This window comes from Clostridium sp. LS (genome assembly GCF_002760435.1).
GTDB lineage: Bacteria > Bacillota > Clostridia > Clostridiales > Clostridiaceae > Clostridium.
The window spans coordinates 62709-87140 of record NZ_AUUU01000007.1 but is presented as its reverse complement, the minus strand read 5'-3'; the positions used below and the strand labels follow the sequence as shown (position 1 = coordinate 87140).

Annotated in this window: 29 protein-coding genes; 23 read left to right on the top strand and 6 right to left on the bottom strand. The window is 29.4% G+C overall.

What is annotated here, in order from left to right:
* Nucleotides 1-425: 425 nt before the first annotated feature.
* Nucleotides 426-1097, bottom strand: coding sequence for an isoprenylcysteine carboxylmethyltransferase family protein (locus COL3_RS02030; RefSeq protein ID WP_242982087.1), 672 nt, complete (start codon nt 1095-1097; stop codon nt 426-428).
* Between the two features lie 14 nt (nt 1098-1111).
* On the bottom strand, nt 1112-1939 hold the full coding sequence (locus tag COL3_RS02025; RefSeq protein ID WP_008422553.1) for a MerR family transcriptional regulator: 828 nt from the start codon (nt 1937-1939) through the stop codon (nt 1112-1114).
* 324 nt (nt 1940-2263) lie between these two features.
* Between COL3_RS02025 and COL3_RS02020 the strand changes: the two genes are divergently transcribed.
* Complete coding sequence (locus tag COL3_RS02020) at nt 2264-2557, top strand: hypothetical protein (RefSeq protein ID WP_008422554.1); 294 nt, start codon at nt 2264-2266, stop codon at nt 2555-2557.
* A 100-nt stretch (nt 2558-2657) separates the two neighbouring features.
* On the opposite strand, the gene COL3_RS02015 is transcribed toward COL3_RS02020, so the two are convergent.
* Nucleotides 2658-3608: a DUF2334 domain-containing protein gene (locus tag COL3_RS02015; RefSeq protein ID WP_242982086.1), complete on the bottom strand. Its 951-nt coding sequence runs from the start codon at nt 3606-3608 to the stop codon at nt 2658-2660.
* A 728-nt stretch (nt 3609-4336) separates the two neighbouring features.
* Here COL3_RS02015 and COL3_RS02010 point away from each other — a divergent pair.
* Nucleotides 4337-4654, top strand: coding sequence for a hypothetical protein (locus tag COL3_RS02010; RefSeq protein ID WP_008422556.1), 318 nt, complete (start codon nt 4337-4339; stop codon nt 4652-4654).
* A 248-nt stretch (nt 4655-4902) separates the two neighbouring features.
* Here the strand turns inward: COL3_RS02010 and COL3_RS02005 are convergent, their stop codons facing one another.
* Nucleotides 4903-6906 carry a KUP/HAK/KT family potassium transporter gene (locus COL3_RS02005; RefSeq protein ID WP_008422557.1) on the bottom strand — a complete coding sequence of 668 codons (2004 nt, stop codon included), beginning with the start codon at nt 6904-6906 and terminating at the stop codon, nt 4903-4905.
* 313 nt (nt 6907-7219) lie between these two features.
* On the opposite strand from COL3_RS02005, the gene COL3_RS02000 reads away from it, so the two are divergent.
* The 20 genes from COL3_RS02000 (at nt 7220) to COL3_RS01905 (ending at nt 21383) form a co-directional block, all read left to right on the top strand.
* Nucleotides 7220-7384: an aspartyl-phosphate phosphatase Spo0E family protein gene (locus COL3_RS02000; RefSeq protein WP_008422559.1), complete on the top strand. Its 165-nt coding sequence runs from the start codon at nt 7220-7222 to the stop codon at nt 7382-7384.
* A 241-nt stretch (nt 7385-7625) separates the two neighbouring features.
* Nucleotides 7626-8015 (top strand): VOC family protein, encoded by a 390-nt coding sequence (locus COL3_RS01995; protein ID WP_008422560.1) that lies wholly within the window; start codon nt 7626-7628, stop codon nt 8013-8015.
* 206 nt (nt 8016-8221) lie between these two features.
* Entirely contained in the window at nt 8222-8905 is a 684-nt protein-coding gene (locus COL3_RS01990; RefSeq protein ID WP_008422561.1) for a hypothetical protein, read from the top strand.
* Nucleotides 8906-9047: 142 nt separating this feature from the next.
* Nucleotides 9048-9647, top strand: coding sequence for an AAA family ATPase (locus COL3_RS01985; protein WP_008422562.1), 600 nt, complete (start codon nt 9048-9050; stop codon nt 9645-9647).
* 176 nt (nt 9648-9823) lie between these two features.
* Nucleotides 9824-10894, top strand: a complete 1071-nt coding sequence (locus COL3_RS01980; protein WP_008422563.1) for an acyltransferase family protein — start codon at nt 9824-9826, stop codon at nt 10892-10894.
* Nucleotides 10895-10910: 16 nt separating this feature from the next.
* A complete protein-coding gene (locus tag COL3_RS01975) occupies nt 10911-11321 on the top strand; it encodes a (deoxy)nucleoside triphosphate pyrophosphohydrolase (protein ID WP_008422564.1) in 411 nt (136 codons plus the stop codon).
* Between the two features lie 289 nt (nt 11322-11610).
* Nucleotides 11611-12066: a GNAT family N-acetyltransferase gene (locus tag COL3_RS01970; protein WP_008422565.1), complete on the top strand. Its 456-nt coding sequence runs from the start codon at nt 11611-11613 to the stop codon at nt 12064-12066.
* Nucleotides 12067-12219: 153 nt separating this feature from the next.
* Entirely contained in the window at nt 12220-12888 is a 669-nt protein-coding gene (locus tag COL3_RS01965; RefSeq protein WP_008422567.1) for an HAD family hydrolase, read from the top strand.
* Nucleotides 12889-13092: 204 nt separating this feature from the next.
* A complete protein-coding gene (locus tag COL3_RS01960) occupies nt 13093-13527 on the top strand; it encodes a GNAT family N-acetyltransferase (protein WP_008422569.1) in 435 nt (144 codons plus the stop codon).
* Nucleotides 13528-13587: 60 nt separating this feature from the next.
* Nucleotides 13588-14223: an HAD family hydrolase gene (locus COL3_RS01955; RefSeq protein ID WP_008422570.1), complete on the top strand. Its 636-nt coding sequence runs from the start codon at nt 13588-13590 to the stop codon at nt 14221-14223.
* 24 nt (nt 14224-14247) lie between these two features.
* Entirely contained in the window at nt 14248-15177 is a 930-nt protein-coding gene (locus tag COL3_RS01950; protein WP_008422573.1) for a hypothetical protein, read from the top strand.
* A 195-nt stretch (nt 15178-15372) separates the two neighbouring features.
* Nucleotides 15373-16140, top strand: a complete 768-nt coding sequence (gene dapB, locus COL3_RS01945; protein ID WP_008422577.1) for a 4-hydroxy-tetrahydrodipicolinate reductase — start codon at nt 15373-15375, stop codon at nt 16138-16140.
* 134 nt (nt 16141-16274) lie between these two features.
* Nucleotides 16275-17132, top strand: coding sequence for a GNAT family N-acetyltransferase (locus COL3_RS01940; RefSeq protein WP_008422579.1), 858 nt, complete (start codon nt 16275-16277; stop codon nt 17130-17132).
* 27 nt (nt 17133-17159) lie between these two features.
* Nucleotides 17160-17486 (top strand): inorganic pyrophosphatase, encoded by a 327-nt coding sequence (locus COL3_RS01935; RefSeq protein ID WP_008422581.1) that lies wholly within the window; start codon nt 17160-17162, stop codon nt 17484-17486.
* Between the two features lie 39 nt (nt 17487-17525).
* Nucleotides 17526-17999 carry an isochorismatase family protein gene (locus tag COL3_RS01930; RefSeq protein ID WP_008422583.1) on the top strand — a complete coding sequence of 158 codons (474 nt, stop codon included), beginning with the start codon at nt 17526-17528 and terminating at the stop codon, nt 17997-17999.
* A gap of 42 nt (nt 18000-18041) precedes the next feature.
* A complete protein-coding gene (locus COL3_RS01925; RefSeq protein WP_008422585.1) occupies nt 18042-18593 on the top strand; it encodes a GNAT family N-acetyltransferase in 552 nt (183 codons plus the stop codon).
* A gap of 82 nt (nt 18594-18675) precedes the next feature.
* Complete coding sequence (locus COL3_RS01920) at nt 18676-19578, top strand: NAD-dependent epimerase/dehydratase family protein (protein ID WP_008422588.1); 903 nt, start codon at nt 18676-18678, stop codon at nt 19576-19578.
* Between the two features lie 101 nt (nt 19579-19679).
* Nucleotides 19680-20180: a GNAT family N-acetyltransferase gene (locus COL3_RS01915; RefSeq protein ID WP_008422590.1), complete on the top strand. Its 501-nt coding sequence runs from the start codon at nt 19680-19682 to the stop codon at nt 20178-20180.
* A 32-nt stretch (nt 20181-20212) separates the two neighbouring features.
* Nucleotides 20213-20779: a flavodoxin family protein gene (locus COL3_RS01910; protein WP_008422592.1), complete on the top strand. Its 567-nt coding sequence runs from the start codon at nt 20213-20215 to the stop codon at nt 20777-20779.
* A 55-nt stretch (nt 20780-20834) separates the two neighbouring features.
* Nucleotides 20835-21383: a cysteine hydrolase family protein gene (locus tag COL3_RS01905; RefSeq protein WP_008422594.1), complete on the top strand. Its 549-nt coding sequence runs from the start codon at nt 20835-20837 to the stop codon at nt 21381-21383.
* A 101-nt stretch (nt 21384-21484) separates the two neighbouring features.
* Here the strand turns inward: COL3_RS01905 and COL3_RS01900 are convergent, their stop codons facing one another.
* Entirely contained in the window at nt 21485-22576 is a 1092-nt protein-coding gene (locus COL3_RS01900; RefSeq protein ID WP_008422596.1) for a glycerol dehydrogenase, read from the bottom strand.
* A 389-nt stretch (nt 22577-22965) separates the two neighbouring features.
* Here COL3_RS01900 and COL3_RS01895 point away from each other — a divergent pair, with 389 nt between their 5' ends.
* Nucleotides 22966-23601, top strand: coding sequence for a LysE family translocator (locus COL3_RS01895; protein WP_008422598.1), 636 nt, complete (start codon nt 22966-22968; stop codon nt 23599-23601).
* Nucleotides 23602-23707: 106 nt separating this feature from the next.
* Here the strand turns inward: COL3_RS01895 and COL3_RS01890 are convergent, their stop codons facing one another.
* Nucleotides 23708-24355 (bottom strand): lactate utilization protein, encoded by a 648-nt coding sequence (locus tag COL3_RS01890; protein ID WP_008422600.1) that lies wholly within the window; start codon nt 24353-24355, stop codon nt 23708-23710.
* Nucleotides 24356-24432 lie beyond the last annotated feature (77 nt).

Sequence of the window (24432 nt, the reverse complement as noted above, 5' to 3'; positions counted from 1 at the left end):
GTATATTTTATCACTTAAATTGCGCTATCGCTACGCGTCGATTCTTTGACGCTTACGAACAAAATTATAAAATATGTAGTTTCTGAAATAGAAAAGATTATTTAAAATATAAATGTAAAAGGTATATTAAAGTTATGTTAATGTAATCAAATTTCTTCATTATAATGTTATAATTTACGTGTAGAAGAAATTTTTTTAATCTCAAGCTATTATCAAAGCCCCAACTAAAAAGATGCAGTCATTAATTTGGCCGCATCTTTTTGTTTATAATTATCTTAGGAGATATAGATTAAATTTAATAGTACTAGATAAATATAGACTAAATACTATTTGTTAATGATTTGAGATTTCATCAGTTATAATAATTGACATATTTTATATTAATTATACAATTAAATACCGAAATAATTTTTATTAGTATTTGCTCACCAAATTAATGGAATTAAACGATAATGTACTCTTAAGCAGTAGTCCTTATATCCGGTAAGTTCTTTTAAAAGTGTTTCTTCTTCATTTTTTATTCTGAAGATAATTATAGGTATTATCAAAAATATAGGTATCATGGAAAAATAGGAACCAAGTGCAAGCGGCATAAATAATGACATTATTATCATACCTAAATACATAGGATGACGAACTATTGAGTATGGACCTGATGAAATAACATGTTGTTCATTTTCTACCTGAATAATAGTTGATGCATAACTATTTTCTTTAAAAACGTAAAATATAAAAATATATGCTGCAAAAGCAATAATATTTGATATTATTACAAGCCATAATGGTTCATTTGACCAATGAAAACGGAAATCTATGCCAGGCAAAATAAATCCAATAAAATATGTTTTGAAATATACAGGAGTTTTATTAGTTGTTTTCTCACCTTGAATTTTTGTTCTTCTTGCTAAAAATTTAGGGTTTCTTTTTATAAAATAAAATGTAATAGAAATGGTTATTATAGAGAAGTCTAGCCAAAAGATCCATGCTTGCCAAAATTTTATTGTGCCTGCTGGAAGAAATAAAATAGTCCACATAAAAAGCATAAGTGTAATAGGTACTATAAATAGCTTTGTCTTTGATATATTATTATTTGACAATGATATTACCTCCTTCATTTATTATCTTGTGGTTTATAATTAAGGTATTTTTGCATAAGTTTCTTATGTTTTATTTGAGCAGGTGAGAGGAAATTATTTGATAGATCATTAAACAAATTTTCATTAATAATTTCAAATCCTTTCTTGCCGTATAACATTTCTCTTAGTAAAGGTTGACTTTTTATAAATGCTGCACTTTCTCTTGCTAGATTTTCAATTTCTGGGTCATCCTCAGACAGTTCCTTCAATTTAGAGAGACGTTTACCAAATTCTAGTGCTGCTATATATTGTTCTGGATTCAATTTAAAATATTCTGCTATTTTTCTGAAATTTTCTCTATAATCCGTTCCCCATTGAAAATCATCTAAAATACTCAAAATGCTGCGTTGCCGGTCAAATATTTCAGGACATGACTCTTTATAATTTTTAACTTGTTCTGGATCTAAAATTTCTGTAATCACTTTAAAGGATTCAGAATCAAAGGATGATTCTTTAATCACTTTAGCTTGTTGATTTAATAGCATTTCTATCTTAGATAATTGTTCCTCAATGTTTCTTTTTTCAATTAGAAGTTCAGCTTGCAATGATTGCAGTACTTCCATCAAGCTTCTTTTATTTTGTGTATCTCCTATAATTTCTTTTATTTGATTTAAATCTAGACCTAAATTTTTTAAATGTTTAATCATTCTCATACGAGCAAGTTCTTCTGCTCCATATAAGCGATAGCCACTTACAGAGCGCTCTGGTTCTTTTAGCAATCCAATTTTATGATAATATAGAACAGTTTTTAGTGTACTTCTTGTTAATTTAACGAAATCACCTATTAAAATTTGATTATCCATTTGTATCCTCCGTGAATTTATTATAAACCCAACCCTAAGGGTTGGGTCAAATTAAATTTTAATTGAAAAATTTATTATGTTTATGGTTAATTTCTTGATTGTAGAATTAAATATAATAAGTAATAATAGTTGATAAGTATAATTTGACCACAATGGAACAATTATATTTTATCCAGTACTTTTGTATGCCATAACTACATATTAATTTGAAGTTTTAAGATTATGCTTGATATATATGGCGATGGCGAAAAAATGAGATATGTATTTATAGAAAATAAACATAACTGCGCTAGGTTTGTAATAAAATTAATTGAGGTGATGTAAATGGTTGCAGTGATTGAGGCATACACTACAAAAGATGGACTAATTCTATTTGGAAACAACAAAAATATAATTGGTAATGTTGTTTCTGCAGAAATAAAGGGGCCACATTACTACGAAAAGGAACTCATTTTAAAAAATGAGGAGGGAAGTAAATTCATTTTTAAAGGTGGTTGTTTTTCAGCAGGGTATGGAGGAGATGGTCCAAATGGAACTTACGCTGTACTAAGAGAGTTGGAGTTTGATATAGGTAAAGAGTTTATTTATGAGAATGAAAATTTCAAAATAGAAAAATAATTAAAGAGAGCGAGAAAGCTCTCTTTAACTTATTTTATATAGCACATAATTATTATTTCTTATCATATTGTTCTTTTTAATATATATTATTTTGGTCTTATTATTTATAGGATTTGAATAAATTGCAGAACAATTTGATAACTGTATTTTTTTCATTATTACAATATAAATCTGTAATTTTTTCAAAGCTGCATCCTTTATTATATAATGCTTTTACAATTCGGTGAAGTGGTGAGCTCTTTGAATAATTACTCAATGGATACCCATTATTATCGTATTTAAGAGTTATATATTCAAAATCAATATATGGATGATAAAATAAACTAGCTAATGTATCGTCATTTAAACTATTTATTCTATTAAGCATTTTTTCAATACCTTCTTTCTCCCTTACGTAGCCTAAAGGGGTAGGAACATATAAGGTTCTGTGATTCCTAGGACTTTTAACTATTTTCTCTCCCCATATGCCGACATAGGCTTCGTAAATTATATCAAAATATTGTTCAAAGATGCTTTGTTGAAACTCAGTAGCAGCATAATGAGGGCTCTCGAAAAATTTGACAGGCAGTTCCAATATCTTTGCTGTATTAATAGCAGCTTCAATTCTTTTTCTCACACTCTTTTCATCATTATTACGCACTTCATTAAACTCCGTACCATCTCCACTTACCTCAGAACCATACTGGTGAGTATAGCCGTGTAAGCCAATTATGCCATTTCTATTCAGTAAATACTCTATTGTGAAAAGAAAGTTTGCATTGGGCATGCTATAATCTTTAGATATATCATTGTCAATACAGTTTTTGGGGTCAATAAATCGTGGTATCCATGCTATGTGAAAGGGGACATCAGCTGAGAACATATAATCTGAAATTACTCTTAATTTCTCCAGATTATCAGAATTCAAATACATCTCATTTGCTGTTACATCCTCAAATCGAATTAAAGCAACTCTTCTATGAGGAATGGTACAACCTTCATACGTATACCTGTCCCAATAGAGTGAAATAGACTTGCGGCTATAATCCCATTTGGATTTAACATTCAACATTCTGCACAGATCAAATAATGATAAGTATAATGTATTATTGACTATAGCAAATTTATACGTATTAGCCTCATAATTTATACATATTGGAGATTTCTCTTGAAATATTATATTTATTTTACTTTTTTTAATACTAAACTTACCTTTTAGCCGATTAATAAATTCAAATATGGGTAGAAAATAACGATTAATATCTCGATATATTGGATTAATAAACTTTAACGATTTTCCTTCAAAAGTAATTTTTAAATTGTTCTCTATCAAAAATAACTGTTTATCACAAACCATATTATCTCTATTTTCTCGCTTAATATTGCTCTATACTTTTAAAATATGTTTGGAAATTTTTAATGGTCACTATTTATAATATATTTAAGCCTTTTAAGAATATTTGGCAGCAAACTCCTTTATAAAATTCTTTTATTCTTCAGTAACTAAAATAATCTCCTTTGTATTCACGTTATATATACTATTATTTATCATAATAACCATTTGCCATTTATAGAGTATCCATGATATTTATGTTAAACAAATTTCCATAATACCACTAGTGTTGTTTGTTTATTATTACACATAATATTTTTGAATCAATAGTTTTGTTCACTATTTTAGATTTATCACTAGTTCTTTGTGTGGAGATTTTTTTATTATTAAATATTATTAGCAATTTATATCTGAAAAATTTATTTTGCATTATCAAGTAATATAAAATATGGAAGGTGGCAAATTAAATGAAAAAATTAATTAAGATATTATCTATTTCTTTATTATTATCATTTACTTTTAATATAATAACAGTTAGAGCTGAAAGTAAACAATATTCTCAAGGTTTTTATACAATGAAAGATTTAGGGTTAGGTGAAAATGTCTCCTATACTGTTGCTAATCATGAACCTTTCGTCGAAGGTTTATTACTTGTTATTGACTCTGACAAAAAGATACAACAACTCATACGAATACCGGCTAGTTCTATTGCAAATCCTTTAATTCCGCTTAAAAGCGATTACAATTTTATTATATATAATAATGTACGTTTAACTTTCTCATAAAAAGCGCTTGTGAAGAACCTTTATTTTAGTGTAATATTTAAATCTTACAAATAGTGCTAATCTCGTTTGGATAAAGATTTTTTCTTTAGTTACGGATGATATAAGGATTGTAAAAATGATAGAAAGAGCAATTAAGGTGTAAATTCCATATAGAAGCGAAAAAGAATAAACTATATTAAGTCTAAAAAATCAACTGCCTGCAAATTTGCAGGCAGTTGATTTTTAAATTATAATGATTTTTTATAAAGCTATTTTGATATTCTTTTCAAATGTTCCTGGTTGCAGTTACCTAAAAATAGTGGGACATTTTCAATATCAACATCACTGGTCTCAAGTCCAAACCATCTTGATGGTGTGACTGTATATTTTTTTATAAATAATTTAGCTCTATACACGAATGCTTCCCAAGAATTCAATTCTGTATCATAAGAAAGCTGTTCTACAATTAAGGTAAAACGAAAATCACCAACTTTTCTATCAGGCATAATAGTGTAATTTCTAGATTGAATATTTATTTCTCCGCTTTTAACTAATTCGGTTGAAATTTGACGTAAATAAACATTTAATCTTTGATCCACTCTAAAGCCAAGTCTTAATTGAACTTTTACAATATACGGTGTTCCAAAAGTCTCTATTTCATATTCCGCATCATAAGGATTATCAGTAACAACAATATTAACAAACCAATACACGTCCGCTTTCTTAGGTCTTTTATCTAAGATAGAGTACATTATATTTCTTTCAATTTTCTGAGTATATTCTGAATTAGTTAAGTATACAAGATTTGTTGCATACTTAGGTCGATCTTCGTCTTGACGTAAAAGATTTAGCTGATCCTTATAATCTTCAATTTTAACATATTGTAATAACCGAATTTTAGTATAGTGACCTTGAATCCATATATACATAAGAGACAAAATTGCTAAAGCAATTAAAACTGCTACATACCCACCATGCATAAATTTAACAACATTAGCTATAAAGAAAGAAATTTCAATTATACCAAAGAAAATTAGCATACTTGTGGCAATAGCAGGCGAAATCTTTTTCTTTAATAGGTAATTAAATAATAGAATAGTTGTCATTAGCATAGTAACTGTAATTGATAATCCATAGGCTCCTTCCATATTTTCAGAACTTCTAAAGTACAAAACAAGTCCAATGCAAACAATCCATAGAAGTTTATTAATTGAAGGAATATATAATTGTCCTTTAGATTTAGATGGATATAAAATATGTAATCTAGGGAATAAATTTAATTTAATTGCTTCAGAAATAAGAGTAAAAGATCCTGAAATCAATGCTTGAGAAGCAATAATTGTAGCCAAGGTTGAAATTATTATACTACAAATCAAAAAACTATGTGGAACCATTTGATAAAATGGATTTAAGTCTTTTACATTTATGTTCATAGGATTTTTTCTAGCAGATAACACCCAAGCTCCTTGACCAAAATAATTTAGCAATAGACATATTTTAACAAATGGCCAAGATGCATAAATATTCTTCCTACCAGCATGCCCAAGGTCTGAATAAAGAGCTTCTGCACCTGTTGTTGCTAAAAATACGCTGCCAAGAATAAAGAATCCCAATTTATTCTCATTGCTAAGAAGAAGATTAACTGCATAGTATGGAGATAATGCACGTAATAGAGTCCAATCATGAGAAATTTCCATAATTCCTAAAATTGCCAACATTGAAAACCAAATAAGCATTACTGGTCCAAACATTTTTCCTATTAAATCAGTTCCAAAATGTTGAATAAAAAAAAGTATACTTAATATTACTATTACAATGGTAATAATAATATCTTGGTTATTGCCAAAAAGAGCATTAAAACTTGGAATAAGCTCTAAACCTTCAATTGCTGAAGTTACAGATACAACAGGAGTTAGCATCCCATCAGCAAGTAAGGCTGCACCACCAAGCATAGCTGGAATAATAAGCCACTTTGCACGATTACGAACCAAAGTAAAAAGAGAAAAAATTCCACCTTCACCTTTATTATCTGCCTTTAATGTTATAAAAACGTATTTTATTGTTGTCAAAATTGTTATTGTCCAAAAAATTAGAGATAACGCTCCAAGGATAAAATTATCGGATGCATTTTCTAAACCACCATTCCCTTGAATAATTGATTTCATTACATAAAGTGGTGATGTTCCAATATCTCCATAAACTACGCCTAGTGCTACTAATATTCCTCCTAGACTTAATTTAGTGATATTATTATGTTTAGTAGTTGATTTCATGTTAATCATCCTTTTCAAGAAATATAATTATAAATCTAGTATACCTTATTTTTGAAATAATAATTATAATAGCACTGTTGAAATTTATTAGTCAAATTATTAAAGTTTAGATAACTTGACCAATAGTTAAGTTATGATACATGGTATCGTTTAGACAAGGAAATTTAGACTAATGATTATATGCAAATAAGTTTTTATTCTTATATTAAGCAAAACTAGACTAGAAAAATAAAGAAATGAGACAAACTGTGTAACATACGGTACGGCATATATGACTTATGCATATTATACTTATGAAAAGGAGTGGTATAATATGGGTATTTTAGAGGAAATAGAGAAGGTGATTTCTAGGATGAGGCAAGAATTATACGAAATAATTGATAATAAGGAAAACTTATTAGATATAGACGTGATCAATGCAAGTCAGAAACTTGATTCCATGCTTAATATATATAATGAATTACTTAAAAATAAATAATAATATTTATTATCAAAAATAAGTTTGACTAAAGCATAAGCTCATCATTTTTTATGGTGAGCTTTCATCATACTTTCTGGCACCATATTTACTGAGCCAGGTAGAATAAAAGTTTTATATAGAAAGAAAAGTTATAAGTATAAATTAATGAGGCATGTCCTTTAAAAACTTGGTGATATGATATTTCCAAATATGTTATAATTAACAAATGAATGAATAGTGATTTGAAAGGAGGATTAAAATGAAATTAGATGGAGTTGGAATATTTATAAAGGATATGAAAACTATGGTTGAGTTCTATAAAAATGTCCTTGGGTTTGAAATAGAGTGGAATGGAAACGAACCAAATGTGATGTTGAAAAAAGATGGAGTTCTTTTCATGTTTTATGGAAGAAATGATTTTGAAAAAATGACAAATAAACGATTTAATTATGCTAACGGAATCAATGGTCATTATGAAATTGCGCTAAGTGTTCCAACTTATAGAGATGTGGATTCAGTATATGCAGATATCATTTCTAAAGGAGCCGAATCAGTAATGGAACCAACAACAGAACCTTGGGGACAAAGGACATGTTATATTGCAGATCCAGAAGGAAATCTTATTGAGATTGGTTCATTTAATAAATGAAAATATCATATTTAAGAAATCCATATAAATTATACGGAATTAGTAGATAGCGTCAAATTTATGTTCATATCCCAAGCTGAAGGAACTTTTATGGAAAATATTTAATGTAACACATTATTCTTAAGGGCCATATAAACAAAAAAATTGTAAGTAGTACATCAAAGTAAATTTATTGTGTACTAACTATCTCCAAGGAGGCAATATTTATGGAAGATATAATTAGAGAGTTTAAAGATAAATTTGAGCATATGGTAATAAACTTTCATGAAACAGACAATAAGTATTATCAAGAGCATCTTGATGAATTAAAAGATATGAATAACTATATAGAGAAACGAAATATGAAATATAATTTTAGAGATGTATTAATAGAAGTAGAAAAAGCTATTTTATTAGAACACAAAGAGAGATGTCAAATAATTTCTCAGCAATTTGAGAGAACAAAAGGAATTGTTGAGAAATTATTTATTGAAACTCTTAACGATTTACAGAATAGTCTTAAACGCACTAATATATCAGAATTTAATATAATTTGTAAAAGTGAATATGATTTAGTTTTAGCTGGTAGCTTTGATTTTGCATACTACCATGATGTTGAAATTATATTTAAAGATGTTGATTTTATACTTTGTCCAGGATGCAAATTTAATATAGATAACTTCAGACTCGCAACTAGTGAGGAAATCATGGAATTGGATAAGTGTATGAATGGTTGGGAAAAAGAAGGATTTGTTACTTGCCTTGAAAATACGTATGAAAATACAAAATATTATATTGTTGCTCAGCAAGTTCAATTTAAGCGGAGTATTGTAAGTTATAAAAACATGGAAGGTGTACAAGAGGGGCAAAAATTATCTGATTGGGCAAGAGAAGAACTTGAGATAAAATAAGACGCAATTTTCATATAAAACGTAATAGTAAATTTGACGTAGCGACTAATAAAAATGTTATTTGAAAATTGAATAATGCGATATTTACAATTTAGGTTATAATTGATTTAGAATGCAAAGATAATTAGTGAGGTGAAATCAAATGTATATTATATTGATTGCAGGAATGCCAGCTTCTGGTAAGACAACATTTGCTAAGCGTTTGAGCGAGGAGCTACAAATACCAATGGTGTCAAAAGACGAGATTAAAGAGATTCTATTTGATACTGTTGGCTTTCATTCTCGAGAAGAGAAGGTTGCGCTAGGAGTTGGGAGTATGAATATTATGTACTTATTTGCAGAATCACTTATGCGCACTAATAAACTAATAATTTTAGAAAACAATTTTGAAAATATTTCAAAACCAAAACTACAAGAATTAATTAACAAGTATCATTGTACTCCTATCACAGTTTTATTTGATGGAGATATGAAAACAATTTATAATAGATTTATCGAAAGAGATAAGTCACCTACAAGGCATAGAGGTCATGTAGTTAATACAGAATATCCTGAATCAATAAATAGTAATTCCATTTCTCCTCAAATAAAATTTGAAGATTTTCAAAAGACTTTTGAAGAAAGAGGGATAAGGCATTTCAATATTAGCGATGATACTATCAAAATTGACACAACTGATTTTGATAAGGTTAATTACGGAGATATTATAAATCAAATTAAAAATAAAATAGGAATGCTGTAATGATATAGTATCATATTCATTAATTATGAGTGATTAAAAATAAATAGCAAATTTTAAAATCACATTATTCAAAATTGAATTTGTGGTTTTTTTATTGCATAATTTTACTCAAAGTGTGTAGAAAGCAATAATTTTACTTCAAGTTTTGGAAATTTAGTAGTTAATAGGGGGAAAACATGAGAAAATATTATATTGATAACATTAGAATCCTATGTATACTAATGCTTTTTCCGTTTCATACAGCTATGATATTTAATGGATGGGGGGAAGCTTGGTATGTGCATAGCAAAGATTTATTTGGAGCAACCATGCTGGATATTGCAGTATATCCATGGTGGATGTCAGGACTATTTACATTGGCTGGAATTAGTACAGTATATTCACTAAAAAATAGAACAATAAAGCAATATATAAAAGAACGTTTTTTCAAATTGTTTATTCCTCTAATATCATCAATTCTATTTTTGATACCAGTTCAGACCTATATAGCAGACAAGTATTTTAATCATTATGCAGGAAGTTACATGGAACATCTTTCAGTTTATTTTACATTAACAGACTGGAGCGGTTATGATGGACATTTTACACCAGGACATGTTTGGTTTATATTATATCTTTTCCTAATATCAATTGTTACTTTGCCGTTAATAATATGGTATAAAAACAAAAAGAAGAAAATTGATGATAGCCGCATGACTATAGTAAAAGTTGTATCAATGTGTCTGATAGTACTGTTAGCTGTTGCAATATTAGATATAGGCGGTAAAAGTATTGGGGAATTTGCAGCTGATTTTTTACTGGGGTATTTTATTTTAAGTATGGAAACAGTACAGGAAAGATTAGAAAAACATTGTATTTCTTTTGGTATTGCATGGTTAATATTAATTATAATGCGATGTACTATGTTTCAAATGGACATTTCACATAACTTGTTATGGGATGTACAACAGCGATTTTTAGGCTGGATTGGAATCCTAGCAATGATAGGATTAGGTAAAAAATTCTTAGAATTTAATAATAAGTTTACACAATATTTTACATCGGCAGCATTTCCTATATATATTTTTCATCAATCTATTATTGTGATTATAGGTTTTATGGTAGTCAATAATATAAAGGAACCTATAGTTCAGTATTTTACAATTATGTTAACATCATTTATATTAACAATTATTATATATGAGATATTCAGAAGATTAACAGTTACAAGATTTCTGTTTGGAATTAAGAGAAGAAAATCTAATTGATATTGGAGTGATACCTATGAAGACAATTGAAGTAGTAGCAGCAATAATAAAACATGACAATAAAATACTAGCTACTCGTAGAGGATATGGTGACTTTGAAAATATGTGGGAGTTTCCAGGCGGGAAAATTGAAGCTGGGGAAACGAGAGAAGAGGCTCTTATTCGTGAAATAAAAGAAGAGTTAGAGTTAGGTATTGAAATAAATAATTATTTAACAACTGTGAATTATGAGTATTCAAATTTTCATCTTACAATGCATTGCTTTATGTGCACTATAAGTGGAGGAGAATTACATTTAAATGCTCATAATGACGCTAAGTGGAAAACACTTGAGGAATTAAGTGAACTTAATTGGGTGCCAGCAGATATATTTGTAGTTGAAAAGCTTAGAGAGTATGAAAAAAATAATAAGAATATTACAGAGTAGTAAAAATAATATTTTGAAGTAAGAGTTTGCGTAATGCAGGCTCTTTTTGTATTGAAAACTATAAAAGAATTTTGAAAGTAGTAAATATTTATGGTAATGTATACCTATAAAGTAAAAATAAGAGGTAATCGCTATTTGAATTAAAGTTCAAAGAGTTAGAGGAGAATAAAATATTGAGAAGTAAAGTTTTGTGCTCCACAGGAGCATTTATAGGAAGAGTAAATGGAAGAAATTATACGTAGCCTTGATTATATTTACAGAAAATTAGGTTTAAACAAGGAGGATTTTTATGTATCATATTAAGAAATTTGAAAAGGAAATGCAAAGTCAAGTTATTGATTTTTATGAAAAATGTTTACCGGAATCAGGTCGCCTATTTGAGCCAAAAGGGATACATAAATGCCTTACTGAAATTGAAAAAAACTATGACTATTTTCTATGTTTATTTGATGAATCAGAAGTTATTGGAACCATAGCAATAAATAGAATGGATGATGATAAATGTGAACTCAGGTCAGTTTACTTATTGGAAGCATATCACGGAAAAGGACTTGGAACAAAAATGATGAAGGAAGCAATCTGCTATGCAAAGGATTATAATTTTCACGAAATGTATCTTGATACTATAAGCAGTAGGAGTCAAAAAGCAATTAAAATGTATCAAAGATGTGGTTTTATTGATGTAAAAAGATATAAAAGTACAGTACTTTCAGATGTATTTATGAAATTAACACTTAGAAAATGATTTTTATTAACTATAAGTTACCTTGGATTTGGCAATAAATAATAAAGAAACAATATTATATAAAAAAGGATATAGGACAAATTTCAGCAAACTAGGATCGGAATATATTTACAAAAGTTTTTATAATACATAGTGAAAGGATGGGGGGGATTTATGATAAAAGCAGTAATTTTTGATATGTATGAAACCTTAATAACTCATTTTAATAGTCCTCTATATTTTGGCACACAAATGTCTATAGATGCGGGAATATCAGAAGATAAATTTCAAGAACTGTGGAAGCCTACAGAAATCGACCGAACAATAGGTAAAATGACACTGGAGGAAGCCCTGGAAATGATTCTTATAAAGAACAAGTGCTATTCTAAGGAATTAAGGGATTCAATTGTTCAAAAACGTATAGCAGTAAAGGAAGAGTGCTTTAATCATTTGCACCCAGAAATAATATCGTTACTTTGTAGCTTAAAAGAAAAAGGAATTATGATAGGACTAATAAGTAATTGTTTTTCAGAGGAATCGTATGTAATTCAAAAAAGTGAACTGTTTCCATATTTTGATGCAGTTTGCCTATCATATGAACAAGGAATGCAAAAACCAGATGCTGAAATATATAAAAGATGTATGAATAAATTGATGGTAAAAGCTGATGAATGTGTATATGTGGGAGATGGAGGTAGCTTTGAATTAGAAGCTGCTAGAGAACTAGGAATGAATGCAGTCCAAGCAGTTTGGTATTTACAAGAGGGAACTATTCAACCGTCAGGAAGAAAAGAGAACTTTAAACAAATTGAAAAACCGCTAGATGTGCTAAATTATATATAGATACCGATTGGGACAGTTATACAAATTTCAATTGTGAGCTCAGCTAAGGGTAGTTAGCCCAACAGGTGGAAATTCTGTCTGAACAAGGTCCGGTCAACCAGCAGTAGCGAGTCTTGAGTTGTCATCAGTAATGGTGGGAGCTAAGCGTAGACAGCGAAAAAGTAGGGTTGAGTATTTATAGTAGTAATTTGGGAGGAGGATTATATGATAAGAGAAATAGTAAAAGAAGATTTTAATGGGTTAATGGAACTCTATATGCAGTTACATGATAATCCAATGCCAGAAAAGACAACTTCAGTAATAGAGCTATGGAATAGAATTTTAGAAGATAAAGAACATCATATTATTATTGCAGAAGAAGACGGGAAGATAGTATCTTCGTGTGTATGTGTTATAATACCTAATTTAACACATAATCAGCGGCCATATGCATTTATTGAAAATGTAATAACGGATAAAAACTATAGAAAAAAAGGACTTGCAACAGCTTGTTTGAATTATGCTAAAGAAATAGCTGTTAAAGAGAATTGTTATAAATTAATGCTATTAACAGGTTCGAAAGAAGAAAGTACGCTAAATTTCTATGAACAAGCAGGATATAATCAAAATGATAAAACTGCTTTTATACAGTGGATATAATGCACTTTAATTTATAGTATAGGTAATATAACAAATTGATTTAGAAGAGAAGGTTAAGCAATGAATAAAAAAGGAATTATTTTCGATTTAGATGGTACCTTATGGGATGCTTCAACACAGGTAGTACCAGCATGGAATATTGTTTTAAATCGTCATAGCGAACTTAATAAGCAGATAACAATAGATGATATGAAAGGTTTTATGGGAAAAACAATTGATGCTATAGCTAAAATTATGTTTCCTGAAATGGATTTAGAAAAGAGTGTGAAAATACTTAAGGAATGCTGCAGTGAAGAGCAAATATATTTATGTAAACATGGCGGAATTTTATATCCTAAGTTGGAAGATACATTAAAGTTATTAACTAAAAATTATTCTCTCTATATTGTAAGCAATTGTCAAGATGGATATGTACAAGCTTTTCTCGATTATCATAAATTATGGAGTTATTTTGAGGATATTGAGATGTCAGGAAGAACAGGTAAGTGTAAGGGAGAAAATATAAAAATTATTATTGAGAGAAATAAACTAAAAGAATCTGTATATGTTGGAGATACAATTGGTGATTTAGAAGGAGCTAATTATGCTGGTATCCCATTCATATATGCAGAATATGGATTTGGAAAATTAGATAATGTGAAATATTCAATAAGTAGTATTTCGGATATAACTAGAATTATAGGGAATATTCTTTGAAATAAAAATAAGGAGTTAACAAAGATGATAAAGAGCAAGACTTTTCTTGAGGTTAGAAACTGGATCTATCGTAATGCAAGAGAAATTGAATTAAGCCTTTGGAGATATTATTTTGAAAATGGTAAAAAGGAAGATGTGTTATGTGCATTATCAGCATACCAAAATGAAGATGGAGGTTTTGGCCATGCATTAGAGGCTGATAACTGGAATCCTAATTCATCACCTTATACAACTTTATTTGCTATTAATATATTAAAGGATATTGAATATACGGATTTAGAGCATCCAATATATAAGGGAATAATGAATTATCTAAATAGTCAAAAAGATTTTGCAGAGTATGGGTGGAGGTTTACGATTCTAACTAATGATGATTACCCACATGCTCCTTGGTGGAATTTCAGTGAAGAAGCAAATAGATTAGAAAGTATAGGGCTGACTGCGGAATTATGTGCATTTGTATTAAGGCATGGAGATAAAGATTCAATGTTGTATAAAAATGTAACTGAAATAGCTAATATATTAATTGAAAGAATGATGAATGACAATAGTTTTGGAGATATGGGCATAGGTGGATTTATTGTACTTGTTGATACCATAAAAATACTTGAATTAAGAGAATACAACTATGACTCTTTGCAAAATAGATTAAATGATTTGGTGAAAAATTCAATTGAGCATGATGTTTCTAAATGGAAAGTATATGGTGTACGTCCATCCAATTATATTACACATCCATGCAGCATTTTTTATAAAGAAAATGAAATGATCGTACACAAAGAATTAGAATATTTAATAGAAACAAAACCTAAAAATGATGTGTGGGGAATTACATGGACATGGTTTGAAAATACAGATAAATACTATAAAGAATTTGCTATTAGTGAAAATTGGTGGAAAGCATATAAAGCAATAGAAAAGTTACGATTTCTTAAAAACTTTGATAGCCTTTAGATATATATTCGCCTGTCAATGATATTGAGGAATGGATAGATGATTTAAATACTAATCTTTACTTGTTAAGGCAGAAATATTAAATTTCAGTTCAAAGTTGAGCATCATAAATAGTAATTTGTACGTTTAATAAACTGCAGATAAAATGAAACCTATAAGTGAGTTTGTTATTTTTTTACAGGAGGGTTAAATTGTATGTTGAAAATAAGTGTAGTAGGATGTACTGGAAAATTAGGAAGTGTTATTGCAAAAAAAATATATAGTTTAGAAGATTTACAACTGGTTAATGCAATAGGAAGAAAGGGCAACAGGTATATTGGACAAGATATTTCGTCTATAATAGGTGGACAAGAACGTGGATTGAAAATAGGTGATAGTATTGTTAATGCAGATGTTTGTGATGTATTCATAGATTGTACTAATGCGGAGAATTTATTAAATAATAATTATGAACAGTATTTATCAATAAAGAAACCTTTAGTAATAGCAACAACTGGTTTTGATACAGTAGGAATGGAACGTACAAAAGAATTATCTAAGTATATTCCAGTGATGCAATCAGGTAATTTTAGCATTGCTTTTCATGATTTTATTGAGACTTTGAAATTTGCAGTTAGTAGAATCAGCAATGATACTGATGTGTCTATTATTGAATTACATCATAATCAAAAGAAGGATGCTCCAAGCGGTACTGCAATAATGATTCAAGAAGCTTTAGTAAATAGCAACACAAGATTGAATTTTGATAATGTATCTATCAGTAGTATTAGAGGAGGCACTATAGTTGGAGAACATAAAGTCATTTTTGCTAACTGTAGTGATGAAATTGTTGAATATCGGCATCAAATATCATCTCGAAAAGCATTAGCAAATGGAGCAATTGAAGTAAGTAAATGGTTGTCCAAGCAACCCAAAGGATTTTACAATATGGATGACTTTTGCAATCAAAGAAAGAACTGTTAGATTTTAAATTTGAATTTTATGATGAGTTACAAATTCAAATTTAACGTTGAGTAATATAAATTATAATTTACAGAGGTGAGGTAGAGATTTATTATCATAGAACGTATATAGGAAAATCTGATGACTTCAATAAAATGTGCTTATTGGTTTCATACTTGAATAGTTTACATTTGTGTGATTGGTCATTAGGTAGATTGTTTGGATGGAAATATGGTAGATGGAGTAAAGAAAGCCAAATTGATTCACTATTTGAAAAACAATCAGAGTTATTTTTTGATGATTCTAATGAATTATGTGGGATAATTATAACTGAAGATTTTGGAGAAAGTTATTATATTCTTTCTAAGAAAGAGAAAGAACTATTACAGTCAATGACTGAATTTTTGTTAGAAGGAGGAAACTTTAATAAATCGTATGTTATAACCATCCCTGTGAATGATGAGTGTCAAAAAGATATTCTTGAAAGAAACGGATTCATTTGTTCTGGTGATGCTGATGTCACATGTACTTACAGCTCAGATGATATTGTTATACCAAATATAACAATACCAAATGAGTTCGTTTTAACATCTCAAAAAGAGTATTTAGATGAAGATAAGGCAGAACTTTTAAGATTCTATGCATTTAATCCTAATGGTATTTATGATGAAATACTTGACTACGCTTACAAATATGCAAGGAAAAATCCTATAATAGTTCCCGAACTTTGTGTGTTTTTACTGAATGAAAATGATGAACCAGTTTCAACCTGTATGGGTCTCTTAGATAAAAATAATCAGTTTATGGAAGTAGAGGTTGTTGCTACAAAAAAGGAATATGAAAATAGAGGATTTGCCAAAATAGTGATTTCTGAATGTATTAAAAGAGGAATAAGCAAAGGTGTGAAAGAGCTTTCAATATCTGCATGGGAGGAAAAAACAAAAAAATTGTATTCTTCTTTTGGTAAAGCACAAGTTTTGAAAAAGATAAATTATAAGAAAGGGGTTTCTTAACAAATTTCAATTTGTGAAGGAGATGTAATGGATAAAATTGTAAAAGTTGTTATTGATAGACCACTAGGCTCATATCATCCGAAGCATAAAGATATATATTATTTTGTTAATTATGGCTATGTACCTGGTATTCTAGCACCAGATGGAGAGGAACAAGATGCATATGTTCTTGGCATAAATGAATCGATAAAAGAGTTTTTAGGTGAAGTAGTAGCAATTATTCATAGAAATGATGATATTGAAGAGAAATGGGTAGTTGTCCCACGAGAAATGCAAATAACAAAAGAAGAAATACAAAAACAAGTTCATTTTCAAGAACAATATTTTGATATTTTAATTGAGATGCTAATCTAAAGTAGAGTAGTATAAATTGTAATTTGGCGAGGTGATTAAATGAAATGTTTATTAGTTATAGATATGCAGGAAGACTATGTTGGGGATTCTAGGAATGTAAAAATGTATCCTTATAAGGCTAACGAACTGATAGAATCTATCAATGAAAAAATTTTGGAATATCCTAATGAATCAGTAATTTATATTGTAAATAGATTCTTTTGGGAACTTGGGAGAAAACAAAAAAAGTTAGTTGATGGGCTTTCTGTTATATCTAATAATGTATTTGAAAAAAGAATGGCAAGTTGCTTTTCTAATAAACTATTATTGGAGCATTTACAAAGGGTAAATGCAAGCGAACTTGAATTGGTCGGAGTAGATGGTAATTACTGTGTAGGAGCTTCAGCTATTGATGGAATAACTAAGAAATATAGAATTTTATTTAATGAATCGCTTATTGGTGTTGGAAATTATAAGAAATTTAAAAAGATGAAAAATAAATTAAAAAAAATGGGGGTAATTTTCATCTCCTAAATAATAAACATACGAATAGTAATTTGAAAGGCAGGTGTAAGCATGAAGCATTGCGGAACACAAACTATAGAAACAGATAGATTGATTTTGAGAAAGTTTATGCCAAAGGATTCCGATGCAATGTACAAAAATTGGGCTTCGGACATAGAAGTTACCAAATATCTTATGTGGCCAGCACATAAGAATCAAGAGGTTAGTATATCAGTTACTAATGAATGGGTTGATTTTTATAGTAGAGATAATTTTTATCAATGGGCAATTGTGCTTAAAGAAGAAGGTGATAAACCAATTGGGTGCATAGGTGTGACTCACATGGACGAAGACGTATCTATGGTTCATATTGGGTATTGCATAGGTCGTAAATGGTGGCATAGAGGAATCACTTCAGAAGCATTAAAAGCAGTCGTAGATTTCTTATTTAAGAATGTGGATGTGAATCGTATTGAATCAAGGCATGATCCTAAAAATCGAAATTCAGGAGAAGTTATGAAAAAATGTGGAATGGTATATGAAGGAACCCTAAGAAGTTCTGATTGGAATAATCAAGGAACATGCGATGCTTGCTATTATTCAATACTTAAATCAGAATGGTAAATTTCAATTTGTCGTAAATATTAGGGATATAATTTTATATACAATATGCAGAAAAAATTATATAGATTTGTAGGAGGCTTTTATGAAACGTATATTAGTTACAGGTGGAACTGTATTTGTTAGTAAATATGTAGCAAAATATTTTGAATCAAAAAGTTATGAAGTTTATGTTTTAAACAGAGGCACTAAACAGCAAGTAGAAAATGTTAAATTAATATGTGCAGATAGAAATAATTTAAAAGATTGCTTAGTAAAATATTCTTTTGATGCCGTAATTGATGTATGCGGATATAATCAAAAGGATGTTAGAAACATATTAGATGCATTAGGTGAATTTAAAGATTATATATTTATTAGTTCGTCTGCTGTTTATCCAGAAACAAATGAGCAGCCATTTTCTGAAAATCAAAGGATTGGCTTGAATTCTATCTGGAGCAAATATGGAACTGATAAGATTGAAGCGGAAGAATATTTAATTTCAAGAGTTCCTAATGCATATATTTTAAGGCCTCCTTATTTATACGGACCAATGCAAAACTTATATAGAGAAGCATTTGTCTTTGAATGTGCTTTAAAAAACAGAAAATTTTACATTCCTAAGGATGGAAAGATGAAATTGCAATTTTTCCATGTAGATGATTTATGTAAAGTTATAGAAAAGATTCTTGAAAACCACCCTAAGGAACATATATTTAATGTTGGGAATACAGAAGTAGTAGATATAAATACATTTGTTGAACTATGTTATAAAGTGGTAGGAACTCCTTTAGAAAAAGTATATGTAACTAACCATGACAATCAAAGAGATTATTTTAGTTTTTATGATTATGAATACATATTAGATGTTTCAAGACAAAATGAGCTATTACCAGAACAAATAAATTTATTTTACGGCCTAAAGGAATCTTATGAATGGTTTAATGATAATTCTCATGAAGTTGTAAGAAAAGACTATATTAAAGTTATTCAAGAAAATTTTGAATAACTTCATTGTAGTGATAAATTGATTCTATGAAAAAGTAATATCTAAATAAGATGATAAATATGGTTTGAATGAATCCATTGAGTATTAATAGGGGGTAGAAAATGAAATACAATATTGAGGAAATGAAAGCATCTGATTGGGAACAGGTAAAGAATATTTATATAGAAGGAATTAAAACAGGGATAGCAACATTTCAAACTGAAGCACCTACTTGGGAAAATTGGAATATTGGCCATCTTGATAAATGCAGATTAGTTGCACGTTCAGTAAATGGTATATTAGGTTGGGTGGCATTAAGTCCAACTTCCAGCAGAGATTGCTATAAAGGTGTTGTAGAGGTTAGTATTTATGTAGGTGAAAAATATAAGGGACAAGGCATAGGAAAAAATCTTTTGACCAGTTTAATCAATAATTCTGAAGAAAATGGAATTTGGACTTTATATTGCGCTATTATTAGGGAAAACATTGCAAGTATAGCAATGCATAAGAGCTGTGGTTTTAGAGAAATTGGTATAAGAGAGAAAGTAGCAAGAACGAGCAGTGGAGTATGGCATGATGTAGTTTTAATGGAACGAAGAAGTAAAAAAGTTGGGATAAACTGATAGGCATACTTATTATAAAGTGAGGTGATGATATGAAGGTTCTAGGAATCAACGGTAGTTCAAGAAAAGATGGAAATACAGCATTAATTATGAAGATTGTTTTTGAAGAATTAGAAAAGGAAGAAATTGAGACAGAAATGATACAATTTTCTGGAAATATAATTGAACCATGTAAAGGATGCTTTGCGTGTAAAGGAAAAAATAACTGTGTTTTTAAAAAAGATATGTTTTATGAATATTTTGAAAAAATGAAGTTAGCAGACGGTATTATTTTAGGATCTCCAGTCTATTCAGCAGATGTAACAGCGAATATGAAAGCTTTTTTAGAAAGGGCAGGAGTTATTGTAGCAACAAATCCAGGTTTGCTTAAGCATAAGGTTGCTGCATCGATATGTGCCGTTCGTAGAGGTGGAGGATTGACAGCAGTTGATACAATGAATCATTTTTTACTAAATAAAGAAGTTATTATAGCGGGATCAACATATTGGAATATGGTTTACGGAAAAGATGTAGGAGATGTATATAGAGATGAAGAGGGAATTAAGAATATGCATAATTTGGGGCAAAATATGGCGTGGCTATTGAAGAAAATTTATTGATAGAGTATTATTTTACCATGAATATTACAAATAATTATTTAAAGAGGAGATTAAAATGGTTTTATTAGTAGTTGATACACAAAAGTTAATAACAAATGAAAAATTATACAAATTTGATATGTTTGTATCTAATGTTAAAGAAATAATATATGAGGCTAGGGCAAATAATATTGAAGTGATATATGTGCGTCATGATGATGGACCTGGTAACGAATTAACAAAAGGAACTGATGGTTTTGAAATATATGAAGAATTTCAACCAATTAATGAAGAAAAAATATTTGATAAGAATGTTAATAGTTCCTTTAAAGGGACAGGTTTACTAGAATATTTAATAGATAAGGGAGAAAAGGATATAATCATTGTTGGACTCCAAACAGATTACTGTATTGATGCTACCATAAAATGTGGATTTGAACATGGATTTAATATTATAGTTCCAGCATATGCCAATACAACAGTTGATAATAAATTTATGTCAGCAGAGCAAAGTTATCAATATCACAATGAATTTATGTGGAATGGTAGATATGCAGAATGCATTTCATTGGATGAAACAATTAAAAGAATGAAACAGCTAAATTCAAATTTAAATATTATATAAATGAAAAAAGACTAGTTACGAGAAAAATAACTAGTCTTTTTAAGTTCCATATTATATCATACGTTTATATGGGAAAAAATGTTTAAAGAATATGCAGCATTTTATACGTATTCTTGTCCTAATTTGTTTGCTGTTAAAATAGCAGCATAAACATCTTCTGGAGTAACTTCAAATGGCATATTATGTGCAGTATCTTCTTTTGAAGTAGCAGCTTTTGCCACTTCCATAATTTCTTCTGGTTTAATTTCATCAATACCTAATTGTTTTAAAGTAACTGGAAGGCCTACACTAATGCAAAAATCTAATACTTCTTCAATTTCTTCCATTGGAGCATTTTCAAGTACTAATTGAGCTAATGTACCAAATGCAACTTTTTCACCATGGTACATATGGTGGCAGGCTGGTAAAACAGTTAGGCCATTATGAATAGCATGAGCAGCTGCAATACCACCACTTTCAAAACCAAGACCACTAAGAAGAGTATTAGCTTCAACTATTTTTTCTACTGATTTTGTGCAAACGCCTTGTTCTACAGCAAGTTTTGCTTTATATCCTTCAGTAATTAATGTGTCATAGCATAATTTAGCTAATGCTTGAGCTGTAATAGTAGTAGTGCCAAAAGCGCAGGTTCCTGCGTTAGATTTTTCACAGGCTCTTGCTTCAAAATATGTTGCTAAGGCATCACCCATGCCAGATACTAAAAGACGAACTGGAGCTTTAGCGATAATACCTGTATCAAGCAAAACAATATTAGGATTTTGCTTTAGGAATAAGTATCTATCAAATACACCATCATCAGTATATAAAACTGATAAAGCACTGCATGGAGCATCTGTAGCTGCTATGGTAGGTACAATTACAACAGGAAGATTTTTATAATATCCAACTGCTTTAATAGTATCTATGATTTTTCCACCACCAATACCAATGAGAAAGGTTACTTGATTTTCTTCACAAACCTGTATAATACGGTTTACTTCATTCATTGAGCACTCGCCATTAAATAAATTATATTCTACAGCTATATTTTTTTCTTCAAAGCTTTTGTCAATAGTCTCTTTTACTCTTTTTAAACCACTTTCACTAATTAAACATAATGCCTTTTCACCAAGTACAGACACATATTGCCCAAGATTTTTCAATTCACCATTACCTTGGACATATTTGTTTGGTGCAATCATAATTTTTGCCATATAAACTCCCCCTCAATATCTTTTAAATAGAATATTTTAACTATTATTACATTAATTATAGCACTCTTAATTATCAGGGTAAAGTTAGTGTGCATTGATTCATAAGAAAAGTTAAATGAGGAAAACCTTATTAATTTAAAGCTAATTAGAGAAGAACACGGAATAAAATATGCAACTAGAGCGTTAATTTTACTTACAGATAATGATTTGTTCAATTACGCAAGAATAAAATGTGCAAGATTTAAAGGTAATGATGCTTACGAATTCATTGATCAAAAGGAATTAAATAAGAGTTTATAAGAAGTAAGCTCTTATTTTATGTTAAGATATAGCTATGGTGGTATAATTAGATAATAATAAATATTACACCCTAAGAAAGGAGATAAATTATGTTTGGTATTGAAAACTATAGTATTTTTATAATCTCATCAATTATATTGAGTGTAACCCCAGGTTCTGATACTTTCTATGTATTAGGAAACAGTATATCAAGTGGTAGGAAAGTGGGAGTGATGTCAGCATTAGGAACATCTACTGGCTGCATATTACATACAGTAATGGCCGCACTTGGATTATCTGTAATATTAGCAAAGTCAGCTATTGCTTTTAATATTGTTAAATATTTAGGAGCAATATATCTAATTTTTCTAGGCGTTCGTACATTAATGTCAAAAACATCATTGCTTGCTAAGGAAAATAAAAATGAGAAGAAAAGTATTAGGCAAATTTTTCTTCAAGGAGCAATGATTGATGTTCTTAATCCAAAAGTAGCTTTATTCTTTCTTGCATTTCTGCCACAATTTATTAATCCGAATACTTCGTATGGAATAATTCCATTTCTAGTACTTGGATTTACTTACATCATAGTAGCAACTATATGGTGTATAACGCTAGCGGTATTCTTAGCCTCTATATCAAGAAAAATAAGTGAAATAAAAGGGATGCATGGTTTTGTGAATAAATTCACAGGTATTATATTCGTTGGCCTGGGATTAAATTTATTAACAGCTAAATTAAAAAATTAATTAATGTAAAATAGAGGTTGGCTACGAAATTATAGTAACCATTCTCTTATTTTATACATTGTGTCTAACTATAGCCTTTGAACTTCCATAGTTTTATAGAAATAGTCTAAAAGCCAAGTTCTTCTCCAATTAGTACGACCTTTATTTTATTAGCTGGCTTGCTTATTCTTGTCGTTACCAGATATGAACAAATACAATCTGTACTTAAACAATCTCCACAGCTCCCTGTTATATAACATGGAGTTTTTATATCTTGAAAACGCTGCGTATTTTGTGGTGCAGCAATTGTTCTGGCTCTCTGCACAGCATCATTAAGATTTTTTACTATTTTATTCATTCCAGCTACAACAATGACACTTTTTGGTCCGAAAATCATAGCTGCAACACGATTTCCATTTCCATCAATGTTAAATAGCTGACCATCTTCACTTATAGCATTGCTGCTTGTTAAGAAGGTATCGCATAAAAGTGCCTTTCGCATAAGCTCTGTTCTTTCTTCAGGATTTTTTGCAGTATCTCTATCAATAACTTCATATCCTTTTTCCTTTACAAGTTCTTTAAGACCAATTTCGTTTAAGGTTTCAGAACCACCCCAGGATACCACGTGATTTTGAGGAATTAACTCTAAAATCTGTTGAAGAGCTTTATCCTTAGTCTCAAAATAATATGCATCAAAATAATGCTTTTTTAAAGATTCAACTACTTTTGTACCTAATTTATTATAGCGTTTTTGCAAAAAAGCTTGTCTTGCCATTTTAAAAAGCCTCCTTAAAAATATATTTAATATCATTTACAGCAGTATAATAATAGATATTATTATGATATATTTAT

Coding starts and splice junctions, on each gene's coding strand:
- dapB (WP_008422577.1), top strand. CDS start 15,373: ATGTTGAAAATAAGTGTAGTAGGATGTACTGGAAAATTAGGAAGTGTT.
- COL3_RS01925 (WP_008422585.1), top strand. CDS start 18,042: ATGAAGCATTGCGGAACACAAACTATAGAAACAGATAGATTGATTTTG.
- COL3_RS01990 (WP_008422561.1), top strand. CDS start 8,222: ATGGAAGATATAATTAGAGAGTTTAAAGATAAATTTGAGCATATGGTA.
- COL3_RS01955 (WP_008422570.1), top strand. CDS start 13,588: ATGAATAAAAAAGGAATTATTTTCGATTTAGATGGTACCTTATGGGAT.
- COL3_RS02000 (WP_008422559.1), top strand. CDS start 7,220: ATGGGTATTTTAGAGGAAATAGAGAAGGTGATTTCTAGGATGAGGCAA.
- COL3_RS01970 (WP_008422565.1), top strand. CDS start 11,611: ATGTATCATATTAAGAAATTTGAAAAGGAAATGCAAAGTCAAGTTATT.
- COL3_RS01905 (WP_008422594.1), top strand. CDS start 20,835: ATGGTTTTATTAGTAGTTGATACACAAAAGTTAATAACAAATGAAAAA.
- COL3_RS01890 (WP_008422600.1), bottom strand. CDS start 24,355: ATGGCAAGACAAGCTTTTTTGCAAAAACGCTATAATAAATTAGGTACA.
- COL3_RS01960 (WP_008422569.1), top strand. CDS start 13,093: ATGATAAGAGAAATAGTAAAAGAAGATTTTAATGGGTTAATGGAACTC.
- COL3_RS01920 (WP_008422588.1), top strand. CDS start 18,676: ATGAAACGTATATTAGTTACAGGTGGAACTGTATTTGTTAGTAAATAT.
- COL3_RS01900 (WP_008422596.1), bottom strand. CDS start 22,576: ATGGCAAAAATTATGATTGCACCAAACAAATATGTCCAAGGTAATGGT.
- COL3_RS01930 (WP_008422583.1), top strand. CDS start 17,526: ATGAAATGTTTATTAGTTATAGATATGCAGGAAGACTATGTTGGGGAT.
- COL3_RS02005 (WP_008422557.1), bottom strand. CDS start 6,906: ATGAAATCAACTACTAAACATAATAATATCACTAAATTAAGTCTAGGA.
- COL3_RS01965 (WP_008422567.1), top strand. CDS start 12,220: ATGATAAAAGCAGTAATTTTTGATATGTATGAAACCTTAATAACTCAT.
- COL3_RS01985 (WP_008422562.1), top strand. CDS start 9,048: ATGTATATTATATTGATTGCAGGAATGCCAGCTTCTGGTAAGACAACA.
- COL3_RS02010 (WP_008422556.1), top strand. CDS start 4,337: ATGAAAAAATTAATTAAGATATTATCTATTTCTTTATTATTATCATTT.
- COL3_RS01935 (WP_008422581.1), top strand. CDS start 17,160: ATGGATAAAATTGTAAAAGTTGTTATTGATAGACCACTAGGCTCATAT.
- COL3_RS01975 (WP_008422564.1), top strand. CDS start 10,911: ATGAAGACAATTGAAGTAGTAGCAGCAATAATAAAACATGACAATAAA.
- COL3_RS01995 (WP_008422560.1), top strand. CDS start 7,626: ATGAAATTAGATGGAGTTGGAATATTTATAAAGGATATGAAAACTATG.
- COL3_RS01915 (WP_008422590.1), top strand. CDS start 19,680: ATGAAATACAATATTGAGGAAATGAAAGCATCTGATTGGGAACAGGTA.
- COL3_RS01940 (WP_008422579.1), top strand. CDS start 16,275: ATGTGCTTATTGGTTTCATACTTGAATAGTTTACATTTGTGTGATTGG.
- COL3_RS01950 (WP_008422573.1), top strand. CDS start 14,248: ATGATAAAGAGCAAGACTTTTCTTGAGGTTAGAAACTGGATCTATCGT.
- COL3_RS01895 (WP_008422598.1), top strand. CDS start 22,966: ATGTTTGGTATTGAAAACTATAGTATTTTTATAATCTCATCAATTATA.
- COL3_RS01980 (WP_008422563.1), top strand. CDS start 9,824: ATGAGAAAATATTATATTGATAACATTAGAATCCTATGTATACTAATG.
- COL3_RS02015 (WP_242982086.1), bottom strand. CDS start 3,608: ATGTTGAATGTTAAATCCAAATGGGATTATAGCCGCAAGTCTATTTCA.
- COL3_RS02020 (WP_008422554.1), top strand. CDS start 2,264: ATGGTTGCAGTGATTGAGGCATACACTACAAAAGATGGACTAATTCTA.
- COL3_RS02025 (WP_008422553.1), bottom strand. CDS start 1,939: ATGGATAATCAAATTTTAATAGGTGATTTCGTTAAATTAACAAGAAGT.
- COL3_RS01910 (WP_008422592.1), top strand. CDS start 20,213: ATGAAGGTTCTAGGAATCAACGGTAGTTCAAGAAAAGATGGAAATACA.